The organism is Nocardiopsis baichengensis YIM 90130 (assembly GCF_000341205.1).
Lineage (GTDB): Bacteria > Actinomycetota > Actinomycetes > Streptosporangiales > Streptosporangiaceae > Nocardiopsis_A > Nocardiopsis_A halophila.
On sequence record NZ_ANAS01000033.1, the window covers coordinates 129,399 to 153,470 of the forward strand.

A 24,072-nucleotide genomic window follows, 5' to 3' on the forward strand; every position below is an offset into this window, starting at 1 on the left:
GGCGAATCCGCCGTCCTCCGCGGCCCGAATCCGCCGTCCGCGGCGCCCGGAGCCGATAGGGTTCCCTTGCGATCGCCGCATCCCCGTCACGCAGAACGAGAGAGGCATTGCCGTGTCCGAAACGGTTCGCTTGGTCTGCCCGGTGGGTCGCAAGCAGGCGGAGATCGGGGCCGGGGCCGTTCTCCTCGCACTGGCCGCGGTGGCCGTCGCCGTCTCCCCGGCGTCCTGGGTCAACCTGGTGCTGGGCGGGCTGCTCGCCCTCGGCGGCGCGGCGCTGATCGGCCACGGGCTGACCCTGCGCCCGCCGGTGCTGGAGGTCGGTGACGGCGAGTTCCGCTACATCCGCGGGCGCTACATCGTCCGGATCCCGTTCACCGACATCGGCTCCTACTACCTGCTGTCCGGGCGGACCCGCTCGCTGGGCCTGTGCGACCTGGCGGGGCGCCCGCGCGTGTTCCCCTCGACCGAGGGCCGACGCGCGAGCCGCCCCTACCTGCCGCTGACCGGAATGACGTCGCCGGACAAGGTCGACGCCTTCATGAGCAGCGCCGGGATCCCGCCGCGGGACCGCTCCCTGACCGCGGGCGGCTAGAGCCGCCCCTCACGGCGCCACGGTGCCGAACCCGGGCTCGGCCTGCTCGTAGGCGCCTCCCGCGCGCAGCAGGACGCCCTCCCCGCCGGGCGGGCCGATCAGCTGCATGCCGATCGGCAGCCCGTGGCCGTCGCGGCCCACCGGCAGGGACAGGGCGGGGCCGCCGGTGAGGTTCGCGGGGGCGTTGAAGCGGACGTAGGCGTCGGCGACGCCCTCACGGACGCCGTCCGGCCAGGCCACCTCCGCCTGCCCGGCCTCCACCGCCGTCACCGGCACCGTGGGGGCCGCCACCAGGTCGACCTCCTCGAACAGCCGCGCCCAGGCCCGCGCCATCATCGTCCGGGCGCGCTGGGCGCGCAGGTGGTCGGCGGCGGGCACCCGCCTGCCCGCTTCGAGCAGGACGCGGACGTCCTCCCCGTAGCGCTCGGGGACCGTTTCCAGTGTCGGCTCGTGGACGGCGGAGGCCTCGGGGACCATCAGGCCCCAGTGCGCGGCCTGGATGTAGCGCGCCATCGGGGTCCGGACCTCCACGGGCCGGGCGCCCAGCTCCTCCAGGCGGCCGATCGCGCGCCGGACCGCCGTTTCCACCTCCGGGTCCACCCGCTCGAAGAAGTGGTCGCGCGGCACCCCCACGCGCAGGCCCTCCAGCCCCGCCGCGCCGTCGGCGGGCGGCGCCCCGGCCGCCCCTGCGGCGCCCGGGGCCAGGACGTCGAGAACCAGGGCCGCGTCCCGCACGGTGCGGGTGATGGGGCCGACGTGGTCGAGCGACCAGGACAGCGGCACCACCCCGCGCAGGGGGACCAGCCCGAAGGTCGGTTTGAGGCCGACGACGCCGTTCAGCGCGGCCGGCACCCGGACCGAGCCCCCGGTGTCGGTGCCCAGGGCGAAGGTGGCCGCCCCGGAGGCCACGGCGACGGCCGACCCTCCGCTGGACCCGCCGGCGACCCGGCCGCGGTCCCAGGCGTTGCGCGTCTGCGGGGTGGTCAGCCCGTAGGCGAACTCGTGCGTGTGGGCCTTGCCGACCAGGGCGGTCCCGGCGGCCGCCAGACGCTCGGCGACCGCGCTGTCGGCACCGGCGCGGTGCCCCTCGCGGACCCGGGAGCTCGCCGTGGTGGGCAGGCCGGCGACGTCGATCAGGTCCTTGAGCGCCACGGCCGTTCCGTGCACGGGGCTCAGCGGGCGCCCGTCCGCGGCGTCCCGCTCGGCGGCGCGCGCCGCCCGGCGGGCCCGGTCGGCGGTCACCGCGACGTAGGCGCCCAGGCCGGGCTCCACCGCGCCGATGCGGTCCAGGACCGAGTCCACCAGTTCGACCGGGGACATCCGCCGCTCCCGGACCGCCTCTGCGGCGTCGGCGAGCGTCATCTCATAGGGCTGCACCGGGCGGCTCCTCCTGCGGTTCGGTGTGCGCGGCGGGGTCGTAGGCGGCCGCCGGCGGCGTGTCGGCGAGGTCCAGCTCCCGCAGGACGGCGAGGACGCCGCGGAGGTGGTCGACGGTGGCCGCGACGGCGGCGTCGGGGGCCTCGCGGGGCCCCTCGTCCGCGGGCGGCGGGGATGCGTCCGGGGTCATGCCCGGCCTCCTTAATGCAAAGATTTTGCTTTAGGAGACCTTAGAGCCTCCGGCCGCTTAACGCAAATATCTTAGCTTTAGAGGGGGTGCGCACGACGAGAAGGGCCCCGCCTGAGGCGGGGCCCTTCCCTGGGTACTGCTCTAGGGGTACTGCTCTGGGTCCTACTGCGCCGGACGCGCGCGAAGTGGCCTTAGAACTCCAGGCCCTCGGCGTCCTCGCCCATCCAGCCCTCGACGGCGTCGCCGTTCTCGGACAGCCACTCGCGGGCGCCCTTCTCCGGGTCGTCCTCGTTGTCCACACGGACCGAGGTCAGCAGGGAGGCCAGCTGCTCGTCGTTCAGCTCGAAGCTCTTCATCCACTCGGCCACCTCGGGGTGGTCCTCGGTGAAGCCCTCACGGCCGGCGACCTTCATCTCCTCGGCCTCGCCCATGGCCCCCTCGGGGTCCTCCAGGTCCTTGAGGTCGTACTGGTCGTAGGCGGCGTGCGGGTGCCACAGGGTGACGACGATCGGCTCCTCGTCCGCGACCGCGGTGTCGAGGGCCTCCAGCATGCTCGGCGTGGAGGACTCGACGAGCTTGTACTCGTCCTCCAGCTCGTAGGTCGGCATGGCCTCGTCCTTGGTGACGCTGGTCAGGCCGGCGCCGGACTCGATGCCGACGATCTCGCCGCCGAAGGTGTCGCCCTCGCCCTTGAGGTCCCCGATGGTGTCGACGTCCTCCATGTAGGAGGGGACCGTCAGCTGCAGGGAGGCGTTGGCGTTCCAGGCGCCCAGGTCCTCCAGGCTGTCGCCGTACTCCTCCCAGTAGGACTCGTGGGTGACGGGCAGCCAGACGTCCATGTAGAGGTCGATGTCGCCCTCGGCCAGGCCCTGGAAGGTGGGCGCGACGTCGACCTCTTCGATCTCGACGTCGTAGCCCTTCTCCTCCAGCAGCGCCTTCCACACGTGGGTGACGGCGATGTCCTCGTCCCAGGCGATCATGCCGATGCTGATCTTCTCGCCGCCGCCGTCACCGCCCTCGGGGCCGGTGGCGACGCCGTCACCGCCGCCGCCACCGCACGCGCCGGCCATCAGCAGGGCGGCCGAAGCCGCGCCCACCGCCGTGAAACGGGGGAAGCGCTTGGGAGCGCGCATGTCCATCTCCTCCTTGCAGTTGGGGATGTGAGGAAGCGGGGGGCGTAAGGGGTCCCGGGTCAGGGGGGGCCGGGGGTCAGCGCGCGGCGGCCGCGGCCCTGCCCGCCGGCGAGAACCGGGTGATGGCCGCCGTCAGGCGGTCCAGGTAGATCGCGAGGACCACCACGGCGATGCCGCCCTCGAAGCCGACGGGGACGTTGCCCTGGGCGATGCCGCGGTAGACGTCGTTGCCCAGGCCGCCCGCGCCGACCATCCCGGCGATGACCACCATGGACAGGCTGAGCATGATGATCTGGTTGACGCCGGCCATGATCGTGGACAGCGCCAGCGGCAGCTGGATCCGGCGCAGGATCGCCCAGTCCGGGGCGCCGAAGGCCTCGCCGGCCTCCACCAGCTCCTTGTCGACCTGGCGGATGCCCAGCTCGGTCAGGCGCACCCCGGGCGGCATGGCGAACACGACGGTCGCGATGACGCCGGGGACCGTGCCGATGCTGAAGAACGCCACCGCGGGCAGCAGGTAGACGAACGCCGGCAGGGTCTGCATGAAGTCCAGGACCGGGCGGACGACGGTGCTGAAGCGGTCGCTCTTGGCCGCCAGGATGCCCAGCGGCAGGGAGACGACCACGGCCACGCCGGTGGCCACGAGGATCAGCGCCAGGCTGGCCATGGCGTTGTCCCACTTGTCCATGCTGATGATGAGCAGGAAGCCCAGCACCGTGAACAGCGCCACGCGCCAGCCGCTGACCAGGTAGGCCAGCAGGGCGAACAGCGGGAGGGTGACCAGGGACAGCTGGACGCCCAGGGTGAAGTGGGCCAGCGCCACGGCGAACAGCGCCACGCAGGTGAGGGCGGCGAGCAGCTCCTGGCGCGTGCCCCGGCCCAGGACGAAGCTGAGCACCACCAGCGCGACCAGCAGCAGCAGGGCCAGGATGAGCGGCGGGTAGACGTACTCGGCCTGGAACAGGCTCATCGCCGGGTTGAAGAGCGCCGCCGGCATCGACCCGATGACGGACGTGGCCGCGCCGCCGGCCAGTTCGGCGATGGAGAGCACGACCCAGGAGCCCACGGCGACCGCCACTGGGCGCAGGTGGCCCCGGCGCAGCAGTCCGACGCCGATCACGGCGCAGGCCAGCAGCGTGAACTGGGTCGCCGAGGTCTGGGCGAGCAGGCCGGTCAGGGCCTCGACGCAGGCGCCGATGACGGCGCCCAGCACGTCGAAGAAGGACTCCAGGTTCGTCCGCAGCCACTCGATGGCCCGGTCGAAGGTGTCGCCGACGGGAAGGCGCGGGACGGGTACGGTCAACGGGTTCATGAGCGGCCCCCCTCCATCGCGAGTCCGTCGAGCAAGGCGGCGCGGGGGATGACGCCGAGCATGCGGTCGTCGTCGCCGAGGACCGCCAGCGGCCGCGGCGAGCGCGCGGCGTCGGCGAACAGGTCGGCCACCAGGGTGGAGGGGGGAGTGGTGGCCTCCGCCGGCTTCACGTGCTCGGCGATGTCGGCGGCGCCCTCCTCGTCCGCGGCCTGCACGTCGCGCTCCTCGACGACGCCGAGCAGGTGCTCCTGCCCGTCCAGCACGAAGCAGAAGTCGCGGTGCTGCTCGCGCATGACCCGCAGGACCGCGCGCGGGGTGTCGGTCGGGGCCGCGTAGGGCGCGGCGGGGACCATCACCGACGAGGCGGTGAGCACCCGGGTGCGGTCGACGTCCTCGGTGAAGGTGGCGACGTAGTCGTTGGCGGGGTGGTCCAGGATCTCCTGGGCCGTGCCGATCTGGGCGACGCGGCCGTCGCGCAGCACGCAGATGCGGTCGCCCAGGCGCATCGCCTCGTTGAGGTCGTGGGTGATGAACACGATCGTCTTGCCGAGGCTGGCCTGCAGCTCCAACAGCTGGGTCTGCATGTCGCGGCGGATCAGCGGGTCCAGGGCGCTGAAGGCCTCGTCCATCAGGATGATCTCGGTGTCGGCGGCCAGCGCGCGGGCCAGGCCCACACGCTGCTGCATGCCGCCGGACAGCTGGCCGGGGAGCTTGTCCTCCCAGTCCTTGAGCCCGACGAGCTCCAGCGCCTCCATCGCCTTCGCGCGGCGCTCCTCCCGCGGCACACCGCGGACTTCGAGCGCATAGGCGGCGTTCTCCACGACGGGGCGGTGCGGGAACAGCGCGAAGTGCTGGAAGACCATGCTGACCTTCTCGCTGCGCACCTTGCGGAGCTCGGCCTTCTTGAGGCCGGTGATGTCGGTTCCGTCGATCTCCACCGTGCCGGCGGTCGGGGGGAGCAGACCGTTGAGCATGCGGATCAGGGTGGACTTGCCGGACCCGGACAGGCCCATGACCACGAAGATCTCGCCCGGCTCCACCTCGAAGGAGGCGTCGATGACGGCCGCGGTGACGCCGAGGTCGGCGATCTCATCGCGGTGGCGCCCGTCGGAGAGCAGATCGACCGCGGTTGCGGCCCGCCTCCCGAACACCTTGTAGAGATTCTCTGCGCGTACTGCTGGCACGGTCTCCTCTTCGGCTCCCTCATCGGCTTCGTCGCACTCGGGACCGGGGGGGGGTGAGCGTGGGCGGGCCCCACTCCTTAAGTCCTGTTTATGCCGAAGCTGCAGGCTAACGAGGAAGCCTGACCGGTACACATCGAACGGTCACGCGCAGATAACACGTTTAACCGGGGTCACACCGCGCCGTCCAAGGAAGTGCCGCCTTCCCGCTCGGGCAAACCCCCCGGGATGTGATCTGCACCACACACTTATAGAACGTGAAACACGTCACATTCTCATGCAACACAGCAGGTCAGAGCAGTCACACGAGGTGACCTCCCGCCCTCCGGTCCGAGGGGAGACAGGGCTGGGACGGGGCGAAGGGTTCGCATAGAGTCGAAAGCGTGACGCACTCACGGATAGTCGCCGTACTCACGGTCGCCGCCTTCCTGGCGGCGATGTGGATCTTCGAGCTCTTCGACTCGGTCGCGGGCGGGGCGCTGGACGCGGCGTTCGGGCTGCGCTCGTGGGACACCGAGGCGCCGTGGACGATCGTGACCGCGCCCTTCATGCACGCCAACTTCGCGCACCTGATCAGCAACTCCCTGCCGTTCCTGGTGCTGGGGTCGCTGGTCGCGATCAGCGGCGGGCTGAGCAGGTTCATGTGGACGACGCTCATCGTGATGGCCGTGAGCGGCATCGGGGTGTGGCTCTTCAGCCCGCCCGGTGTGCTCACCGTCGGGGCGAGCGGGCTGGTGTTCGGCTACTTCGGCTACACGGTGCTGCGCGGGATCGTGGAGCGGAAGACCATCGACATCGTGATCATGATCAGCGTCGTCATCTTCTACGGGACGCTGATCTGGGGCGTCCTGCCCCAGCAGGAAGGGGTGTCCTGGCAGGCGCACCTCTTCGGCTTCGCCGGGGGGCTGCTGTCCGCCTGGCTGCTCCCCAAGCGCGAGAAGCCCCGCCCCACGACTCAGGGGTACGCCCCCTACACGCCCTACGGCCCGTACCGCTGACCGCTTGCGGTCAGGGGATCAGAGCCGCTTCAGACCTGCGTCCGCCCGAAGTTCAGGTAGGCGCGCGAAGGCGTCGGCCCCCGCTGGTCCTGGTAGCGCGAGCCGTACCGCGCCGAGCCGTAGGGGTGCTCGGCCGGGGAACTGAGGCGGAACATGCACAGCTGACCGATCTTCATGCCCGGGTAGAGCTTCATCGGCAGCGTGGCGACGTTCGAGAGCTCAAGGGTCACGTGCCCGGAGAACCCCGGGTCGATGAAGCCGGCGGTCGAATGCGTCAACAGCCCCAGGCGCCCGAGGGAGCTCTTGCCCTCCAGGCGGCTGGCGATGTCGTGCGGCAGGGTGACGACCTCGTAAGTGGAGGCCAGCACGAACTCCCCGGGGTGCAGGATGAACTCCGAGTCGGCCGCGACCTCCACCAGCCGCGTCAGGTCGGGCTGCTCGACGGCGGGGTCGATGTGCGGGTACTTGTGGTTCTCGAACACCCGGAAGTACCGGTCCAGCCGGACATCGATGCTGGACGGCTGGATCAGCCCGGGGTCATAGGGGTCGATCTTCACCCGCCCGGACTCGATTTCGGACCTGATATCGCGATCGGAGAGCAGCACGCAACAGAACCTACCTGCTGCGACGACCCCCCGCTCCGCCCCACCGGCGGGGCACGGCCCCGCGCCGGTTACCGCTCCCCGCCAGAGTCCGCTATGATGAGGCCCGTTGGCAGCCACGGAACACCCACCGGGCAGCCCGACGCGGATGTAGTTCAATGGTAGAACTTCAGCTTCCCAAGCTGATAACGCGGGTTCGATTCCCGTCATCCGCTCCATAGAGAAAAGGCCAGGTCAGCCGGTAGATTCCGGGACCTGGCCTTACTGCTTTCCGGGGGTGGTGCACACTCTCTGTGCCACATATGTGCCACACCCGGGACGGCCGGATCAGGGCCGAGCGCCGACCATCGGCGGGTCATCACCCTCATCGTCATCGCTCTCGTCGCGATCGGGGTCCCGCTCGTTCGCCGCCCTCTCCCCCATGCGCTCCGCGATCTCCCGTTCCCGTTCGTCGCGTGCGTGGAGGTAGACCATCGCCGCCTTGTGGCTGGAGTGACCCATCCGCTTCATCAGCTCCCGCAGCGACCCGCCGGCCTCAGCCGCGTAGGTGTTACCCGTGTGCCGAAGATCGTGGAAGTGCACGTCCCTCAGGCCCACCGCTTCACAGGCGTCCGCCCAGTACTTCGAGAAGTTGCCGCGCCGTAGCTGGTTGCCGCGCGCCCCGACGAACACGAAGCCGTCTTCGTCGGGAGCCGAGTAGGTGTCCAGGTGATACCTCAAATCCGGGACGATCAGCTCAGGGAGTTGGACGGTACGCTTCCCCGCCTTGGACTTCGGCTTGCCCTGGTAGAGCCCGCCGACGTCGGACACGGCCTCACGGACGGCGACCTGGCGGGCGTCGAGGTCGAGGTACCGCCGCCGCAGACCGGCCAGCTCTCCCCAACGCAGACTCGCGAACGTCGCCAGCAGCACCAGCGCCCGGTAACGCGGGTTGATCGCGTCGGCCAGCTTGTACACCTCAGCGACCGCCAGCACCGGACGCTCTTCCCGATCCTCCACTCCTGCCCCCTCGATCTGGCACGGGTTCTCACGGATCTTCTTGTCTGCAACGGCGGTGTTCAGGACGGCCCGCATCAGCCGGTACGCCTTGGGAATCTGGCCGCGTCCCCGGTTGCGCCGCAGGCCCGCCGCCCGCCAACGCCGTACGTCGGCTTGCTTGATCTCCTTCAGGTGCATGTCACCGAACGTGGGGTTCAGGTGCAGCCTGAGCAGGTCTTCATAGGTACGGCGCGACTTGCGGGTTAGCTCGCGCTCTTCGAGCCACTGGGCCGCGTACTCAGCGAACGGAACCTTCCCGGCCTCAGGGTCGAACCAGTCCCCCTGGGCGATCTCGGAGTCCATCAGCTTGAGCCAGCGCTGCGCGGCCTTCTTCGTGGCGAAGGTGTGCGGAGCCGGGCGGAGTTGGCCATCCGGACCCCGGTACCGGGCTTGGAACCGCCCCGAGGCCAAGGGGCGGATGTTGCCGAAGTCGCGCTTCTTCTCCCCCGGCATCACGCGGCCCTGTCCGAATGGAGGCGAACGGGTTCGACCACACCCGCCGTGATGAACTCGTCCAGGGCGGATTCGGGGATGCGGACGTGGCGCCCGATCTTGACGAAGGTGATGCGGCGCTCTTCGATCAGGCGTCGGGGGTAGCGGAGGGTGGTGTTCAGGCGGTCGGCCGCCTCAGCCACGGTGAGCAGGCGGCCGGACGGCCGAGTGGTCGTGCGAGCCATCAGGCGACCTCTTCCATTGCCGAGAGATTCAGGGAGCGTGCGGCGTCGAGTTGTGCGCGGCGTTTGAGGGTCTCGCCGACCGCGCGCAGGAGGCGGTGTTCGCGGGGCGGCACGTCCGGGTCGGTGGGGCGTGCGAGTTCCCAGGCGTAGGACCCGTTGACCACCGGAAGGCCGCCGCCGGCCTCGTCGGTCTCGGGGTCGGTGGGGTCGACGCCGAGCTGTTCCAGGACCCAGGCCAGGCGGTCGGCCTTGTGGTCGGCCAGGGTCTTGTTCGACCACTTGCGCGAGACCAGCACGCGCCGTCCGGCATAGCCCAGGTGCTGGCGCTTGTGCGCCTTGGAGCGGCAGAACCCCGGGGCCATGCCCTCTTTGGCGCCGTCGGGCTGGATCCCGTAGCGCAGCCAGTTGGCGCAGCGGGGCGAGCAGGGTTCGAAGCGCAGGGCCTCCACGAGGCGGTCAACGTGGGCTTCCTGGGCGGGGGTCTCTACGGTGTGGCATTCGGCGATGTCCTTGGTCAGGTACTTGGCCAGGTAGCGCACGCACCGGTCCGCATCCTCCGACCCGGCCACGACCCCCTTCGCGTCGACCTGGGAGCCGAACCGGACCACGTGGTGGGGTTCGGCGCCCGGGTCCTCGTCCAGGCGGTCAAGCGCCTCCTCCCAGGTCGGCAGGACCTCCCCGGTAGCCGGATCGCAGTAGTTCCCGGTCGCCTCGTCGAAGACGGGCACGTTCGCCCCTTCGTAGACCGGTTCATCGGCCGCAGGCCACCACACCTGGTGATAGGTCGCCGCCGCCACCTGCCGCAGCTCGGAGCGGGGCAGGGTGCCTCTGACGGCCATGTGGACGTGCGGGGCGAGACGCCGTTGGGGTTCGACCGAGGCGAAGTACTGCACATCGAAGCCGGCCACGCGGCGGAGGTTCTGCACGAACCGGTCGATGAGCTTGGAGAAGTGCAGCGCGTCCCGCGCCGCCCGCCGGTAGTCATAGGTCGCCGGATCCACCGGCGTCCCGTCGCTCTTCACCCGCCCGTAGCTGTCGAGGGTGAGCGTGAGGAACATCGAGGGGCGGAACACCTTGCCCGAGGCAGGATCGGTGAAGGCCCGCCCCAGGGTGGAGCGCTTCATCTGCCTCTTGGGCAGATCCGGGGCATCCTGCCGACGCCGGGTCGACCGGGACCGCCGAGACCGCCCCGACGAGGGGGACGGAGCGACGGAGCCGCGCAGCCCGGAGGCGGTGATCTCCTCGTCCAGATCCGCTATCGCGGTATCGAGCGCGGCCAGCTCTTCGGCGGTGGCGGTTCCCTCGTCGGCCAGGCGGTCACGCTCAGCCGTCACCACCGCCCGGCGCTCCACCCACTCCCGCTGAACGTCGGTCGGGTCGTCGGGGGCAGGGTCGGGCTCGGAGGTGAGGTGCCAGCCCTCTTCGCACTGCGAGCGCCGCATGGACCGCTTGCGGCGGGCGCAGGCCGGGCAGCGCGAGGCCAAAGTGGTCCCGCACGGAACGTCGATCACCTCGGTCGCACCGGTGGTGATGTCGGTCCGCCGCAGCGAGACCGGGCGGATGCACACCCCCTTGTCGGCGGCGATCTGCTCTGCCACCTCACGCGCCAGGGGTTGGGCCATGCGCTCTGCCCGGGTGGTCTTGCCGGTCACGGTCGGCATCAGGCCCCACCACCCTCGTCCGCACCGGCGGCCATGGCGTCGATGTCGGTATCGGCGACGTAGGCGGCCCGCACCCGGGTGGGGACCTTGGAGCCCTCCAGGCGGACGAAGGCCGTGCCCGGGGCCGCCGGGTCGATCAGGTGCGCATCGGCCCCCCGGTCGCGGGCGTCCGACCCGAGGACCATGTCGACTTGGGTCGCCTCGTCCAGGCGGAGGGCGACCTTGTCGGGGAAGAGGTTGCGCAGGTTCATGACCTCCTTGCGGGGGTCTTGGAGCGCGGCGACCACCGTGAAGCCGACCGACCGGCCTTGGCTGGTGAGGGTGGCCATGGCGTTCTCCGCGCGGCGGCGGACGTCCTTGTTCGGGTGGTAGGCGGTCAGGAACGCCACCTCGTCCAGGACCACCACCTCGAACGGGTCCTCCAGGGTGGGGGTATGGGAGCGGATGCGGCCGGCATAGGCGTCCGCGCGTGCTTGCATGTCGGCCACGGCCTCTTCCAAAAGCTCCACACACGCCTCACCCGCATCCGCGTACCGGTAGAAGAGCGAGCGCCCGTAGGACAGCTCCATCCGCTTGGGATCGACCGCCCGCACCCGCACAAGCCCTTCACGGATGGCGGGGAGCATCGCGCGCACCGCCGACCAGACCACCGACCCCTTGCCCGCACCGGTCACCCCGGCCACGAGGACGTGGGTGCCGTGCAGCCGCATGGTCCACGTCCGGCCGTCCTCACAGCGGCCCATGGGAAGCGCGCCCAGGTCCACCTCGTCGGCCGAGGCCGGGACGGGCATGGCTCCGATGGGTTCGGCGAGCATGTCCCGGCGGGGGAACTCCAGGACCACATCGAGGGGCCCGCGCACCTCCACCCGGCAGGCCGGGGCGCCGAACCCGTGCGCGAGCTGGGCGGTGCGCTCTTCGAAGTCGCCCGGGGCGGTGCCGGGCACGAGCTTGACGCGGACCCGGTCGGCCCACTCGTTGCAGGCCACCGAGCGGATGCGGGGCAGGTACTGGCGCTCAAGGTAGGACTCGGCCAGCCCGGAGACCACCAACACGGGTTGCCAGTGCCGCCGGTAGACCCACACCCCGCGCACCAGGGCCAGGGCCCGCAGGGCGACCCAGCGGCGGAACGACACGGGGTGCCAGTGGCGCCAGGCGAGCCCGCCCAGCACCGCGGCCGTGGACACCAGGGCCGGGCCGATCCACTCCCACAGCGCCCACGAGCCCACCAGGGAGGCCACCGAGGCGACCGAGAGCGGGAACCGCACCGGAAGGGCGGCCAGGAACGCCAGGAGGCGCCAGGCCCAGCGGCCGAGGATGAAGGCCGCCGGGGTCTGAACCACCGGGGTGGTGAAGCGCACCGCCTGCGCGGGCACCGGCGCGGTCGGCTGAACCGGGGCGGCCCCATTACCGTTGCCTCCCAACATCAGTGCTCACCCCCGGTCCGCAGCACGTAGGAATCGGCCAGGCCCTCAGCACGAGCGGCCGCAAGCTCGGCTCGGGCGGCGGCCAGGTCGGCACGCGCCGCAGCAGCGGTGGCGCGGGTCTCGGGGTCACGGGTGTTGGCTGCCATGCGACCGAGCAGGGAGGCCTTCCAGGCCAGGATGTCCACCCGGGAGGCCGCCTCAGCGGCGGCCGGGACCGAGCGGTGTTCACGCAGCGCGGTCAAAAAGTCCGCGATCTCCCGGGCACTCACGCGTGCGGGCTGGTCTGCCATGATGAACACACACCTCTTCTGAAAGTTGGAGCTGTCGGAGGGGTTGAAGGGGCGGCCGAAGGTGTTGGCGCACCAGGCCGCCCCGCCGAACGTTCAGGGGCGTTCGCGCTACTCGCCGCCCTTGCCACCCGCACCGGCCGGGGTCGGAGCCTTCTGCCGTGCACCGCCGCCCGGGGCGCGCATGCCGCGTGCCCGCAGCGAGTAGGCCACCCGGGGGCGCCGGCCGTTGTCGTCCACATACGGGCGCACCGCCATGTGCTCGAACTCCACCGGGCGGAACGGCAGTCCGGCCGCCTCGTCGGGCATGGTCGGGCACACCTCGGCAGGGATCTTGACCTTCACCGACTTGGCCTTGCCCCGCGCCTCAGGGTCGGCGTCGATCACCTCCACCGCCCACAGCGGAAGGCCCGTGTCCTTGTCGACCTGGGGGCGCTTGGTCTCGAAGTCGGTGATCGCCTCCACGCTCAGCGCAAAGGCCCCGTGGGGGAACACCGTCCCGAACTCCACCGGGATCGCACCCTGAATCGCCATGAGAAAACTCCAGTTCTGTTTCGTCCCACGTCAGACCTTCGTTGCGGCCGATGTTCAGCCGTTCAACCGAAGATCGATACATGTCTAACATGTATCGAAGTGGCTTGCCAAGGGATCCGGGCGGGTCCTCGTCGGGAAGCTCGGATCCCCCGGTGCCGCCGGGGTCGTGTTGACGGTTACGACGATCCCGCAGGGAGCCCGGACGGGATCACTACATGGCTGGACGTGTTCGGGACGTCCCGATAATGTGAGCGCGTCCTTAGACGTCCTGCGAACCCCGGGGTACATGCCGAACGAGAGGTTGCGCGCCGCGCTCTTGAAGCGCGGAGTCACACCGACCGAGGTGGCCGACGCGGTCGGTGTCGACGCCAAGAGCGTCGAGCGCTGGATCACGCTGGGACGCACGCCCTACCGCAAGCACCGCTATGCGACCGCGGCCTTCCTGGAAGCCGATGAGACCTATCTCTGGCCCAAGGCGCTCAGCCCGGAGCAGAGCAAGGCCGCGTCCGAGAGCGAGATCGTAGAGATCCACCCGCACCGCTGGAGTGTCCCCGGCGACTTGTGGAAGCGCCTGTTCGAGGAGGCTGGGGAGGAGATCTCCATCCTCGTCTACAGCGGGTTCTTCCTGGCCGATGACCCCAGCATGCTCAAGCTACTTGCGGCCAAGGCCAAGGCCGGCGTCCGTCTGCGCGTGCTTCTCGGAGACCCGGAGTCCGAAGCGGTCGCCCAGAGGGGCGAGGACGAGGGCATCGGCGGGGAGCTGATGGCGTCCAAGATCAAGAACGTCATCCTCATGTACAAGCAGGTCCGCGCCATCGAGGGCGCGGAGTTCCGCGTGCACGACACGATCCTCTACAACTCCCTCTACCGTGCCGATGACCAGCTACTGGTCAACACGCACCTGTATGGAACGATGGCGGCCGAGGCGCCCGTCTTCCACCTTCGCAAGATCCCGGGTGGGGAGATGATGGCGACCTACCTGGAGAGCTTCGAGAAGGTCTGGGACGGGGCGCGTCCCCTCGACTGAAGGAGGGCCCGTGGGCAGGCGGATCGACTACTACGACGACCCCGAGGCGCCGCAGGCCAACAGCCGGGTTCCGTCGGTGAACGTGTTCGTGGTCAACGAGCGGGACGAAGTCCTCATGATCCGCCGGACGGACAACGGCAACTGGGCCGTGCCCGGGGGCGCGATCGACCTGGGGGAGTCCGTGCCCCAGGCCGCCGTCCGGGAGACCGAGGAGGAGTCCGGGGTCACCTGCGAGATCACCGGGATCGTGGGTACTTACAGCGACCCGAAGCACATCGTGTACTACACGAGCGACGGGGAGGCCCGCCAGGAGTTCTCCATCGCGCTCACGGCCCGCCCCGTCTCAGGCGAGCCGCGCACCAGCGACGAGTCCAAGGAAGTCGTCTGGCTACCGAAGGAGAAACTCGCCGAGCTGACTATGGACCGCTCCATGCGGATGCGCATCGACCACTTCCTCCAAGGCGGGCCCACCCACATCGGATGAGGTCAGCCGACCTCCGCCAACCGCTTCTCGACAGCCTGCACCGCGGCCGTCAGTTCCGGCGACGAGCGGGTGATGGAGCGGTGGACCAGGTCATCGGGGCTGTAGCGCTCCAGGATCTCGGAGAGCCGACGCTCCACCGGAAGGTGCGTGCCGTCGGGGCCGGTCGTCATGTCCGCGTAGGTGATCGCTTCCAGCAGGTGGGGCGGGGGCGACTCGAAGGCGTCTTCGAGTTCTTCGCGGAGGCCGCGTTCGTCCGCTTCCACGGTCGCTCCGGAGTGGTAGGCGACGATGGAGCACAGGGCCTCGTCGACGTTGACCAGGCGTAGGTACCGGGCACCGTCGAGGGGATGGAAGCCGGTGATGGGCAGGTCAGCGGAGTAGTCGCGGAGGGTCGGAGAGTATCCGATGTCGTGGAGCCAGGCGCCGGCCTCCAGGAGGTCCGCCTCTTCTCCGAGCAGTTCGTTCAGCGATCGGGCCTGTTCGGCCACACCTCGGGTATGCGCCCAGCGTCGGGGCAACGGCTGTTCGAGCAGTTCGCGCGCGAGTTCCCGCGCCATGTGAACATGTCCCACATGTAGCAGACTAGCTCGCGGCCGCTCCCGACTCTCTGACGAACCGTCCCTTGCCATGGATCGCGACGACGAGCCCGGTCCCCTCCAGATCCGACAGGGCTTGCCGCGCGGTCCCCCGGGAGACGCCGTACTCCCGCACGATCGCGGCCTCACTGGGCAGCGCCTCCCCCGGAGCCAGGGCACCACTGGTGATCTGCTCCCGAAGGTCGGCGGCGATCCTCCTGTACTGCGCAGGAGGGGTATCGGTGACCCCGCCTACCTGTTCCTCCGGCGAGCAGACGACGCGCCCGGTCCCGGGGACGGACTTGATGAGCCCATCGGCTTCAAGCACAGCTAGCGCGCGCCGAACCGTCGTGCGTGCGACCCCGAACTCTTGACCTACAGCAGCTTCGGAAGGCACAGCGTCACCCGGGGCCAGGTCGCCACCGGTGATGCGACCGCGGAGCGCGTCCGCGATCTGGTGGTAGGTCCCCCATGGGGTCGTGCGGCTCAAGCGTCTCCTCCGGTGCAGGCGATCATGAGGTCGGTGGTCTACCAGTTGACCAGTTAACCAGCGAGGTTCCCAGAACTTGTCGACCGCATGACCGGCGCCCGCCGACTGGGGAAGGTCGGGCGCCGGTCAGCGGCCAGCCCTCACCCCTCCTGAGGGCCGTCTTGACGTCCCCCGCGTCGCAGCAGCTCTGCTCTCCCCGCCCCCGCAGGAGGGTGCTCAAGCTCGCGGACGAACACCTCCACGTCCTCTTGGATCAGGGTGGGGGCGTGCTGTGCTGTGTAGTCATGCGCCGTGGCGATCCACAGCCGGGCGGTACGCCGGATGGACCACCGGTCCTTGTAGTGCTCACGCAGGATCCGCAGGAGCGGATCCGGATCGACGTCGGTCCTCACGCCACCACCGCCTCCATGCGAGACATGTCGAGAAGGACGGCCAGGCCGAGGCGGCTCCGATCGACGCGTTCCGTCTCCCGGCACCGTTCGGCCTCCAGCACGTAGGGACGGACCATCCTCGCCAGGGGCGCCACCGCGTACTCCGGCGGCGACGGCGTGAACGGGGTGACCGCATACGGCCTCAGCCGAGGAGGCCGCTCGTCAGGGGGATTGCGCGTCCAGGCCCGCGCGATAAGGTTCCGCATGTTCCGCCTGCTCCGATCAGGTGTGAACCATGCCCCCGGAGTGTCAGCAGCACTCGCGGGGGTCTTTGCTACCTGGGGCGACGATCCTCGGAGCAGGTGGACATGTGTACCACGTATCGGACATCTTGAGGGACGTCTAGGGACGTCTTCTGTTATCGTCGGGGTCCCGCATCCCGGAGGGCGCCGACGTGAACACCGCACTGCGCGAGGCAATGGCCGCGTCCCAACTCACGGACACCGACGTGGCCACGCACCTCGGAGTCGACCCCAAGACCGTGCGCAGGTGGATGACCGGACAGCGCCCCTATCCCCGCCATCGGTGGGCGGTCGCCGACCTCTTGGGAGTCGCGGAAGCTGAGCTGTGGCCCGACGAGGATCCGTCGAGCGCTCCCCCGACTTCACCGCACGCGCAGCGCGTCTACCCTCACCGCTGGCAGGTCCCGCGCGAGGTCTGGAACGATCTGTTCACCAGCGCGGAGCAGGAGATCGGGATCCTCATCTACAGCGGCTTGTTCCTCGCCGACGATGCCGGCATGCTCAAGGTCTTGGCCGAGCGGGCCCAGCACGGTGCGAGCGTTCGCATTCTTCTCGGCGACCCGGACTCCCAACACATACAGCGCCGAGGCGAGGACGAAGGCGTCGGGGACGCCTTGGCCTCCAGAGCACGGAACGCCCTTCTCCTCTTCCGCCCGCTCGGTGACCTTGGAGGCATCGAGATCCGACTTCACTCCACCGTGCTCTACAGTTCCCTGTTCTTCACGGAGAAGCGCGTCCTCGCGAATCAGCATCTCCACGGACTCCCTGCCGCAAAGTCGCCCGTGGTGGTGCTAGACCGAGCCACGTCGCCTGACATGGCGGAGACCTACATACGCAGCTTCGAACTCGTCTGGCAAGAGGCCAAGCCCGCCACGCGGTAGGGGCGGAGCGCCATCGTTGCCGAATTGGGCTGTATGAGATCAAGGGCGACGGCGCTCCCGCGCCGTCGCGGCCTTCCCGCTCTGCGGGCTGGGGCTGCGGGCTGCCGCCCGGTCCCCAGCCCGCGGCGCGGTCGGCCAGAACCGCTGGGTCGCCGTGGCCGGCATCTTGCAAGCCCACTGGCGCACGCGCCGTCGCCCCTACGGCAGGCGGGATGGATCGCGGCCGACCGGCCTCGTCGAGTCTCGGGTTGAGGGCGTGTGGAACAAGGGGGCTTCCGCCCCCATTGACCCCCGGATCCCGGAGTACCCGCTTGCGCGATGCGGCTCTGTCTGTAGTCCGGACCGATCGCGCAATCGGGCACTCCGGCCCGCTCCCGTGGTCACCCGCCGCTGTGCCACGAGGGGCGAAGAATCCGCAGGTGCCACCGTCCGCCCTGTGCCACACTCGTGCCACACACGACGGCGCACAACGGGGACTCACGGGGAACCAGCAGCCAACAGCCCGCGTTGCCGCAGGTGTGAGGGGCGCCAGGTCGGCCACTCAGAGCCTTGTCGACTTCCCAAGCTGATAACGCGGGTTCGATTCCCGTCATCCGCTCCATTCGAAAGAAAGCCCTGACCTGCGATGACACATCGAACAGGCAGGGCTTTCCTGCTGCCGAGGGTGCACGCGGGGGTGCACCGCCTCGTCGCACCCGCCCGCTGTGCAGACTCCATCCCGTCATTCACCCCCTCAGCGGGGGTGCACGAGGGCGCACGGAAGGAAGCCGGCGCCCGAGCACCTGAAGCCGCTCCCCCACCCAGCGCATAGCGCGAGCGACCCGTAATCCGCAGGCACCCCCGTGAGAGCGACCGCCCCCTGAGCGAAGAGGTCACCGTGCACTCCCATCGAGCTGCGATCCTCGGTCGCCGCTGACAGCGACCGCCACACCGGGCGAGGAGGGCTGCTGGCCGCCCGCACCAGCGTTGCGATCCTCGGTCGCCGCTGACGGCGACCGCCACACCACAGCGGGACGACGGGCGGCACGTCGCCGGCGTAGTTGCGATCCTCGGTCGCCGCTGACGGCGACCGCCACCGCCCTGGAGTCCGAGGTCGATATCCGCGGGGCGGAGTTGCGATCCTCGGTCGCCGCTGACGGCGACCGCCACGCCTTGATGGCCTCCCAGGTGGAGGTCACCGCACTGTGGTTGCGATCCTCGGTCGCCGCTGACGGCGACCGCCACGACCAAGCCCCCGACGACGAAGAGCCCTGAGGGAGGGTTGCGATCCTCGGTCGCCGCTGACGGCGACCGCCACCCTCGCCCCTGACCCCCGAGCCGCCCGAGCCCTCCTGTTGCGATCCTCGGTCGCCGCTGACGGCGACCGCCACGCTCGGCGCGGATCTCGGTGACAGACGGGTAGTCGAGTTGCGATCCTCGGTCGCCGCTGACGGCGACCGCCACCTGCAACCCGATGTTGGGGCGGTGGCTGACCTCCAGTTGCGATCCTCGGTCGCCGCTGACGGCGACCGCCACCAGTGGTCGGGCTCCTGGTAGCGCAGGTCCAAGCCGTTGCGATCCTCGGTCGCCGCTGACGGCGACCGCCACGCCCGAGCACGTGGCCATCGCCTACTGGCCCAGGGAGTTGCGATCCTCGGTCGCCGCTGACGGCGACCGCCACCGCCGTGCCCTTGTGGTGGGTGCGCACCAGCGCCTGGTTGCGATCCTCGGTCGCCGCTGACGGCGACCGCCACAGCGCTTGAACAGGCAGAACGGCCCAGCACCGGAGCACTGACCAGGCCCCGGAAACTACCACCGAGCACCAAAGCCACCCATACCCCCTTGAGAACCTTCCCGGGATCCCATGGGCACCGGAGGTTCCTAAGCCACAGGCCGCCCTCGCCCACAAATGCCAGTTGAAGGATAACCCGCACCACCCACACAAACCCCGCAATCTCCCACATGCACGGGCACGGACGCCGGCGGCCACAAGAACCTCGAGGTACTTGGCCCGATTCCCTCGGAGCCCAGCAGGTATCGAGCGATAGTGCGCCTATGGCAACCATCGAACAACGCCGCCTGAAGAGCGGAAACACCCGTTACTGGGTGAAGTGGCGACTCGGCGGCACTCGCACCGGAGACCCCCAGTCCGAGCCCTTTGACACCAAGGCCGAGGCCCACACTTTCAAACTCCACGTCGAGGACTCCGGTCACCAATGGCCTGAGAACTGGATCCCCCGCCGGGGCTGGGCCCCTGGGTGGGTACCCGGCATCGGCTGGACCGCCGTCCAAGAGGAGCCTGACCACGATCCCGTCCGGTTCGCCGACTACGCCACCGAATTCGTCAACTCCCTGTCAGGTATCGAAGAGCGCACCCGCTTCGAGTACCACCGTGACCTTCGGTTGCACCTCATCCCGGCCTTCGGCGATGTCGACCTTCGCGACGTGACCCAGCTAACTCCCAAGCACGTCCGGCAATGGGTGAACCACCTGCAGGAAGGTGTCCCCGACCCCCGTACGCCCGTGAATCCCAAGACTGGCAGGGGCAAGAAGAAGGGGGCCACACGCGGCCAGCGCACCGGCTGGCTCCGCCCTCCGTTGCGCGCCAAGACCATCCAGAACCTTCACGGGCTGCTCTACATCATCTGCCAGGCCGCCGCGCAGGAAGACCCGCCCTTGCGCCCCTCCAACCCCGCAGCCCTGACCCGCCTTCCTCGCACCGATGACGGCGAAGGCGCCGAGGATATGTGCTTCCTCACACGCAGCGAGTTCGCCATGCTGCGCGATGCCGCCCATCCCGATGTCCGCGACATGCTGGAGGTATTCGTCCTGACCGGCCTGCGCTACAGCGAACTCACAGGGCTGCAGGTCCGCGACATCGCCCTGCGGCACCCCCCGGGGGCCGCAGGAGCACAGAACTCCACCGGGGTGCTCCATGTCCGCCGGGCCTGGAGGCGTCAGCCAGACAACACCTTCGAGCTCGGCCCTCCGAAGACCAAGCAGTCACGCCGTCGTATCGCCCTTTCCCCGCGCGCCGTCCACCTCATCAACCCCCGGTTGGCCCAGAAGGGTCCCGAGGACTTCGTCTTCACGACCGACAACGGCGCCTGGTGGCGGCACTCCTCCTTCTACAACCGCCGCTGGGTTCCCGCCGTCAAGCGAGCCCGAGCGCTCGGCCTGACGAAGAAGCCCCGCATCCACGACCTCCGGCACACCCACGTCGCGTGGCTGATCGACAAGAACGTCCATCCCTTCAAGATCCAGCGCCGCCTTGGCCATATGTCGATCACGACGACCATGGACCGGTACGGCCACCTCGTCACTGACCTCGACGACGAGCTGCTGGCCGCCATCGACGACGCTCCTGCGCTCGCACCGCCAGCCGCCACCGCCATCACGCATCCGGGCAGCACCGTTCAGCGAAAACTGACCGTCGCGTCCTGACCTGAAAATTTCGCGGGGCCGGGATTCATCCCGGCCCCGCGAAACGACTCGTTGGTCGCAGAACATTCAATGGTCAATACAAGAGAAACATAGCCATAAAATACGCATTCAGTGACAATCGTTGACAATCAAGCCGATGCGGATACCCGACCGCAGATCGCACTCCTACCTCCATGGCCTCTGCGACCCCTGCTATCTTCTTGTTAGTTGGTCTTCCCAAGGAGGAGCGATGAGCATCGACTCGCATCGGTATGCGGCCTTGCTTCCGGCTCTGGCCGCCGGCAGCGCGGCCTGTGCCGTAGTCCTATGGCTGACTGCGGACGCCCACCGAAGGCCCAGTCGCACGGGATGCGTTCCTGCGCTTCCCACAGGGCCAAGCGAGCGCCAGGCTGGCGTAATCTTCATGGCGAGAAAGCCCAAGCCAGTTAGCGCAGCGCCTCCGAGCAGGCAAACTGGGTTGAGCCCACTCGGGTCGCTCTTGTTGATGGGGCCGCATTCGGCGTAGCCGTACAGGTTGTCCTCCTGCCAAGAGGGGCCCTGCTGGGTGAAGCGCTCGGTGAAGTGCGACAGGTACCGGTGCTCCACCGCCTTGTTGGCGTACACTCCATTTGCTTTTCACCTTAATCCTCAAAACCAAGAAAGCGCCTCCCAAAAAATACAGCAGGAATCATGCCGACCTCAACCACGAGGGACCCCGCTCACCCCCTTCTTTGATAGGATAAAATAGAACTAACCAAGGCAACGACTAGTGCGGATAGAATCAAAATAATGCCAATCACCATAAAGTCACGCGCCCAAAAAATTACTCCCATAGACGCCCACATTAAGCAGATTGCGCACGAGAATTCAAGGGTTCGTTTTTCATGATCCGCCCACTAGTTCATTCGCACCGTAATTTATTTCACTCTTTAAGCCCTGTGGGGTCCGTTTTGTTGATGGGGTCGCAGGCCGCAGAATGGCGACACACCTCTGAGGCGCCTGCGCAGACTCCCTGAAACCCGAGCCGTTTTTATTTCTCCCTATCTTGCGAATAGTTTTCCTATTAGCCAGCAAAATAGAGCTGCAAGGAGAACGATGCCGCCAGCTGCGGCTACTTCAATGAGTTGCGGCCCCCTCTCGAGGAACGTTCGCGTAAAGAACGAAGTACATGGATACACGAACACCATGGCGAGGGCAAATATCCATATTTTATTACTTTTGCGGGTTTCCATGGTTCCCCCTTTCCGGGGTTCGACATAATTCGGTGGCCTGGAGTCGCGAATCTGGTGCCTGACCTGCGTGGACATGGGCGGGATCGCCAGGAGGGCGTGTCTCTAGGCGATGGTGTTCTCGCTGGTCAACGGAGTGCGGGCTGAAGCGCGATGACCTGCTTGGGGGCGGGGATCTCCAGCTTCGCGAGGAGGTCTCGCTGAGGCTTGGTCAGGGCGGTGACCTGCTGGACCGTTCCGGTGGGGCCGGTGAAGGTGCCCACATGGAGGCGGTCGAGCTCGCGTCGGATCTGTGTCCAGGTGCTGCCGGTGGCGGTCTCGGTGATCCTGATGAGCAGGAGGGCGAGCCAGCACAGGACGACGTGGGCGCGGATACGCTCTTCGAGCCGGTGGTAGACGGGCCGCAGGTCGATGATCTGCTTCATGTCGCGCCAGCCGCGCTCGACTTCGAGGAGCTGCTTGTAGCCGAGCGCGATATCCCCGGCGCTCAGGTGGGGGTCGCTGCAGCGCAGGAGGTACTTCCCGTCGAGGTTCTCCTCCGCCTTGATCTTCGCCTGGTCGATGCGGAGCTTGCCGGCCGGGGTGGCGCGAAGGTAGCGGTTCAGGCCGGGCTTGTCCGCGATCCGCCCGCGCAGCTCGCCCCGCTTGAAGTCGCTGAGCTTGTCGGATCCCTCGATCACGTCGGCCAGCTGGGCGACGAGTTGTTCGCGCATGTGCCGGTCGCGCTCGGCTGCTTCGGGGTTGTGGCAGATCACGAACCGGTCGGTGTCGGATATCCGCACCTCCTTGACCCGCATGTTCGCGCCGACGTCCTGATAGCGGCCCTGCCGGGACAGGGCGGCCTGCACCTCGGGACTGCCGGAGCGGAGCTTCTCGCCGATGATGTAGGCGTGGTCGCCGCTACGCAGGTAGCGGCGGTTGGCCGCGGAGGCCAAGCCGCGGTCGGCCACCCACACGATCTTGGAGAGGGTCCAGTCCCGCATCTCGTCCTTGACCTGCCGGATCAGGCTCTGGTCGGGGGCGTTGCCCGGCCAGCACCAGCAGCGGACCGGGATCCCGTCGCGGGTGACCGCCATGCCGATCACGATCTGCGGCAGGTCGTCGCGGGAGTCCTTCGACTTCCCGTAGGTCCGAAACCCGGCCTGCTTCGCGGTGCCGTCCGCCTGGCACTCCTCCAGCTTGCGGCCGGTTTCGTCCCGGGGAGTCGGCCCGTCGGGCTCCTCCAGCTCGAAGTAGGTGCTGGTGGTGTCGAAGAACAGCAGGTCCACCTCCAGGTTCAGCAGGTTCGCGACCTCGTCGAACACCTGCTTCTCCAAGTCGCCGGTCACCTCGTGCAGCCAGTCCATCGCCCGGTAGCAGGCCTGTTCGCCGGCGGCGGCCAGCCCGTCGATGTGCACGTCGTTCGTGATCCAGTCCGCCGCCGCGAGTTTCGAGGACGGGGCCAGCGCGCGGTTGGCGACCAGGGCGAACAGCACCCGCTCGGTGGCGGTCATGTCCCGGCGGCGACCTCGCTTGGGCTGCCCGACCCGACCCACGATCTGGTCGATCCTCAGCCGACGCCACAGGTGGTCGAGGACGTAGGCGCCGCCGAACGGCACCGAGGAGGTGAACTCCAGTTCCGACGCGGTGGTCGCGGCCAGCGCCTCCCCTGGCTCCAGCAGCTTCGATAGAGACACGACCAGGCGCTTGACCGCGTCGCGGTCCAGGTCGTCCTCGCGGCCGAAGGTGAACAGCACCTTCGGCACCGCCCGCCCCTTCACCGGGTCCCACTCGTTGTGGGCCAGGTGGAGGTAGCGGACCGTGCCGGACTTGTTCTCCCGCTTCACCGTCTTCACGTACACGACTCCAGACCCTACGGGCCGTGCCCAGGCCAGCGCGGGCAAATCCAGAAAATCGCGTCTCTAGGCCCTTTCGGCCCGCACGGCCATCCACACCACGCTGACCTGCCTGTTCAGTTCGGCCGGCCCTCTAGAACCCCCGAATTATGTCGAACTCCGGCCTTTGTTGGCACGGCCGACCTCATGCCCCCGTTGCCATGAGGTCGGCTAGGGGCGTTTACCCGAATACTATTCGTTCAGTGTTGGTATCGACACGCCACTACGAATTGGTACCCGGCCCATACGAGACCGGCGATGGCAACCGTATATGTCACTACTGCACCAACCCAGCCGGGAGGCCCTCCGAACCACATCAAGGTTCCAAATGAAGCCTGAGCGAGTGCCCACCCGAACACGTCACTAGCGCTGCAAAGCCCCGAAGGGTCGCTTTTGTTGATGGGGTCGCAGGCCGCGTACCCGTACAGGTT

Annotated in this window: 23 protein-coding genes, 1 tRNA gene and 1 CRISPR repeat array; of the genes, 7 read left to right on the forward strand and 17 right to left on the reverse strand. The window is 68.7% G+C overall.

Annotation, left to right across the window (positions count from 1 at the left end; translation table 11 throughout):
- Positions 1 to 130 precede the first annotated feature (130 nt).
- Complete coding sequence (locus tag C892_RS0123265) at positions 131 to 592, forward strand: hypothetical protein (protein WP_017559157.1); 462 nt, start codon at positions 131 to 133, stop codon at positions 590 to 592.
- Between the two features lie 9 nt (positions 593 to 601).
- On the opposite strand, the gene C892_RS0123270 is transcribed toward C892_RS0123265, so the two are convergent.
- The 5 genes from C892_RS0123270 to C892_RS0123290 form a co-directional block, all read right to left on the reverse strand.
- Positions 602 to 1,969 carry an amidase gene (locus C892_RS0123270; protein WP_017559158.1) on the reverse strand — a complete coding sequence of 456 codons (1,368 nt, stop codon included), beginning with the start codon at positions 1,967 to 1,969 and terminating at the stop codon, positions 602 to 604.
- The gene (locus tag C892_RS0123275; protein WP_017559159.1) at positions 1,956 to 2,159 is read right to left on the reverse strand and encodes a hypothetical protein; all 204 of its coding nucleotides are present in this window, start codon (positions 2,157 to 2,159) and stop codon (positions 1,956 to 1,958) included. Before C892_RS0123275 ends, C892_RS0123270 begins: the two co-directional genes overlap by 14 nt.
- A 191-nt stretch (positions 2,160 to 2,350) precedes the next feature.
- Positions 2,351 to 3,298, reverse strand: a complete 948-nt coding sequence (locus C892_RS0123280) for a glycine betaine ABC transporter substrate-binding protein (protein WP_017559160.1) — start codon at positions 3,296 to 3,298, stop codon at positions 2,351 to 2,353.
- 70 nt (positions 3,299 to 3,368) lie between these two features.
- The gene (locus tag C892_RS0123285) at positions 3,369 to 4,604 is read right to left on the reverse strand and encodes an ABC transporter permease (protein WP_017559161.1); all 1,236 of its coding nucleotides are present in this window, start codon (positions 4,602 to 4,604) and stop codon (positions 3,369 to 3,371) included.
- Positions 4,601 to 5,755, reverse strand: a complete 1,155-nt coding sequence (locus C892_RS0123290; protein ID WP_017559162.1) for a quaternary amine ABC transporter ATP-binding protein — start codon at positions 5,753 to 5,755, stop codon at positions 4,601 to 4,603. Before C892_RS0123290 ends, C892_RS0123285 begins: the two co-directional genes overlap by 4 nt.
- Before the next feature lie 467 nt (positions 5,756 to 6,222).
- Here C892_RS0123290 and C892_RS0123295 point away from each other — a divergent pair, with 467 nt between their 5' ends.
- A complete protein-coding gene (locus C892_RS0123295; RefSeq protein WP_017559163.1) occupies positions 6,223 to 6,783 on the forward strand; it encodes a rhomboid family intramembrane serine protease in 561 nt (186 codons plus the stop codon).
- 29 nt (positions 6,784 to 6,812) lie between these two features.
- Here the strand turns inward: C892_RS0123295 and dcd are convergent, their stop codons facing one another.
- On the reverse strand, positions 6,813 to 7,388 hold the full coding sequence (gene dcd / locus C892_RS0123300; protein WP_017540922.1) for a dCTP deaminase: 576 nt from the start codon (positions 7,386 to 7,388) through the stop codon (positions 6,813 to 6,815).
- 141 nt (positions 7,389 to 7,529) lie between these two features.
- On the opposite strand from dcd, the gene C892_RS0123305 reads away from it, so the two are divergent.
- Positions 7,530 to 7,603 (forward strand) — tRNA-Gly (locus C892_RS0123305).
- A 109-nt stretch (positions 7,604 to 7,712) separates the two neighbouring features.
- Here C892_RS0123305 and C892_RS0123310 read toward each other — a convergent pair.
- The 6 genes from C892_RS0123310 to C892_RS0123335 all read right to left on the reverse strand — a co-directional run bounded on the left by C892_RS0123310 (position 7,713) and on the right by C892_RS0123335 (position 13,006).
- The gene (locus C892_RS0123310) at positions 7,713 to 8,876 is read right to left on the reverse strand and encodes a tyrosine-type recombinase/integrase (RefSeq protein WP_040685567.1); all 1,164 of its coding nucleotides are present in this window, start codon (positions 8,874 to 8,876) and stop codon (positions 7,713 to 7,715) included.
- Complete coding sequence (locus C892_RS0123315; protein WP_017559166.1) at positions 8,876 to 9,100, reverse strand: helix-turn-helix domain-containing protein; 225 nt, start codon at positions 9,098 to 9,100, stop codon at positions 8,876 to 8,878. The genes C892_RS0123310 and C892_RS0123315 overlap by 1 nt, the downstream gene beginning before the upstream one ends.
- On the reverse strand, positions 9,100 to 10,761 hold the full coding sequence (locus C892_RS0123320; RefSeq protein ID WP_017559167.1) for a replication initiator: 1,662 nt from the start codon (positions 10,759 to 10,761) through the stop codon (positions 9,100 to 9,102). Before C892_RS0123320 ends, C892_RS0123315 begins: the two co-directional genes overlap by 1 nt.
- Positions 10,761 to 12,185 carry a cell division protein FtsK gene (locus tag C892_RS0123325; protein ID WP_026124579.1) on the reverse strand — a complete coding sequence of 475 codons (1,425 nt, stop codon included), beginning with the start codon at positions 12,183 to 12,185 and terminating at the stop codon, positions 10,761 to 10,763. The genes C892_RS0123320 and C892_RS0123325 overlap by 1 nt, the downstream gene beginning before the upstream one ends.
- The gene (locus C892_RS0123330; RefSeq protein ID WP_193374805.1) at positions 12,185 to 12,475 is read right to left on the reverse strand and encodes a hypothetical protein; all 291 of its coding nucleotides are present in this window, start codon (positions 12,473 to 12,475) and stop codon (positions 12,185 to 12,187) included. Before C892_RS0123330 ends, C892_RS0123325 begins: the two co-directional genes overlap by 1 nt.
- 108 nt (positions 12,476 to 12,583) lie before the next feature.
- Positions 12,584 to 13,006: a hypothetical protein gene (locus C892_RS0123335; protein ID WP_017559170.1), complete on the reverse strand. Its 423-nt coding sequence runs from the start codon at positions 13,004 to 13,006 to the stop codon at positions 12,584 to 12,586.
- Between the two features lie 286 nt (positions 13,007 to 13,292).
- Here C892_RS0123335 and C892_RS0123340 point away from each other — a divergent pair, with 286 nt between their 5' ends.
- On the forward strand, positions 13,293 to 14,033 hold the full coding sequence (locus C892_RS0123340) for a DUF5919 domain-containing protein (RefSeq protein ID WP_026124580.1): 741 nt from the start codon (positions 13,293 to 13,295) through the stop codon (positions 14,031 to 14,033).
- A 10-nt stretch (positions 14,034 to 14,043) separates the two neighbouring features.
- Positions 14,044 to 14,517: an NUDIX hydrolase gene (locus C892_RS0123345; protein WP_017559172.1), complete on the forward strand. Its 474-nt coding sequence runs from the start codon at positions 14,044 to 14,046 to the stop codon at positions 14,515 to 14,517.
- 2 nt (positions 14,518 to 14,519) lie between these two features.
- Here C892_RS0123345 and C892_RS0123350 read toward each other — a convergent pair whose 3' ends face one another.
- From C892_RS0123350 to C892_RS0123365, 4 genes are all read right to left on the reverse strand, one after another.
- A complete protein-coding gene (locus C892_RS0123350; RefSeq protein ID WP_083934458.1) occupies positions 14,520 to 15,074 on the reverse strand; it encodes an HD domain-containing protein in 555 nt (184 codons plus the stop codon).
- Positions 15,075 to 15,099: 25 nt separating this feature from the next.
- On the reverse strand, positions 15,100 to 15,582 hold the full coding sequence (locus tag C892_RS0123355; protein WP_017559174.1) for a GntR family transcriptional regulator: 483 nt from the start codon (positions 15,580 to 15,582) through the stop codon (positions 15,100 to 15,102).
- A 140-nt stretch (positions 15,583 to 15,722) separates the two neighbouring features.
- Entirely contained in the window at positions 15,723 to 15,974 is a 252-nt protein-coding gene (locus tag C892_RS0123360; RefSeq protein ID WP_017559175.1) for a hypothetical protein, read from the reverse strand.
- A complete protein-coding gene (locus C892_RS0123365) occupies positions 15,971 to 16,219 on the reverse strand; it encodes a hypothetical protein (protein ID WP_017559176.1) in 249 nt (82 codons plus the stop codon). Before C892_RS0123365 ends, C892_RS0123360 begins: the two co-directional genes overlap by 4 nt.
- Positions 16,220 to 16,407: 188 nt before the next feature.
- Here C892_RS0123365 and C892_RS0123370 point away from each other — a divergent pair, with 188 nt between their 5' ends.
- Entirely contained in the window at positions 16,408 to 17,136 is a 729-nt protein-coding gene (locus tag C892_RS0123370; RefSeq protein ID WP_239647502.1) for a helix-turn-helix domain-containing protein, read from the forward strand.
- A gap of 892 nt (positions 17,137 to 18,028) precedes the next feature.
- Positions 18,029 to 18,869: a CRISPR direct-repeat array (repeat unit 37 nt; unit sequence GTTGCGATCCTCGGTCGCCGCTGACGGCGACCGCCAC).
- 301 nt (positions 18,870 to 19,170) lie between these two features.
- Entirely contained in the window at positions 19,171 to 20,559 is a 1,389-nt protein-coding gene (locus C892_RS0123380) for a tyrosine-type recombinase/integrase (RefSeq protein WP_026124582.1), read from the forward strand.
- A gap of 1,336 nt (positions 20,560 to 21,895) precedes the next feature.
- Here the strand turns inward: C892_RS0123380 and C892_RS0123385 are convergent.
- Positions 21,896 to 23,608: an IS1634 family transposase gene (locus C892_RS0123385; RefSeq protein WP_017559179.1), complete on the reverse strand. Its 1,713-nt coding sequence runs from the start codon at positions 23,606 to 23,608 to the stop codon at positions 21,896 to 21,898.
- Positions 23,609 to 24,072: the final 464 nt, after the last annotated feature.

Coding starts and splice junctions, on each gene's coding strand:
- C892_RS0123365 (WP_017559176.1), bottom strand. CDS start 16,219: ATGCGGAACCTTATCGCGCGGGCCTGGACGCGCAATCCCCCTGACGAG.
- C892_RS0123310 (WP_040685567.1), bottom strand. CDS start 8,876: ATGCCGGGGGAGAAGAAGCGCGACTTCGGCAACATCCGCCCCTTGGCC.
- C892_RS0123340 (WP_026124580.1), top strand. CDS start 13,293: ATGCCGAACGAGAGGTTGCGCGCCGCGCTCTTGAAGCGCGGAGTCACA.
- C892_RS0123380 (WP_026124582.1), top strand. CDS start 19,171: ATGGCAACCATCGAACAACGCCGCCTGAAGAGCGGAAACACCCGTTAC.
- C892_RS0123295 (WP_017559163.1), top strand. CDS start 6,223: ATGTGGATCTTCGAGCTCTTCGACTCGGTCGCGGGCGGGGCGCTGGAC.
- C892_RS0123275 (WP_017559159.1), bottom strand. CDS start 2,159: ATGACCCCGGACGCATCCCCGCCGCCCGCGGACGAGGGGCCCCGCGAG.
- C892_RS0123315 (WP_017559166.1), bottom strand. CDS start 9,100: ATGGCTCGCACGACCACTCGGCCGTCCGGCCGCCTGCTCACCGTGGCT.
- C892_RS0123320 (WP_017559167.1), bottom strand. CDS start 10,761: ATGCCGACCGTGACCGGCAAGACCACCCGGGCAGAGCGCATGGCCCAA.
- C892_RS0123350 (WP_083934458.1), bottom strand. CDS start 15,074: ATGGCGCGGGAACTCGCGCGCGAACTGCTCGAACAGCCGTTGCCCCGA.
- C892_RS0123325 (WP_026124579.1), bottom strand. CDS start 12,185: ATGTTGGGAGGCAACGGTAATGGGGCCGCCCCGGTTCAGCCGACCGCG.
- C892_RS0123330 (WP_193374805.1), bottom strand. CDS start 12,475: ATGGCAGACCAGCCCGCACGCGTGAGTGCCCGGGAGATCGCGGACTTT.
- C892_RS0123280 (WP_017559160.1), bottom strand. CDS start 3,298: ATGGACATGCGCGCTCCCAAGCGCTTCCCCCGTTTCACGGCGGTGGGC.
- C892_RS0123335 (WP_017559170.1), bottom strand. CDS start 13,006: ATGGCGATTCAGGGTGCGATCCCGGTGGAGTTCGGGACGGTGTTCCCC.
- C892_RS0123285 (WP_017559161.1), bottom strand. CDS start 4,604: ATGAACCCGTTGACCGTACCCGTCCCGCGCCTTCCCGTCGGCGACACC.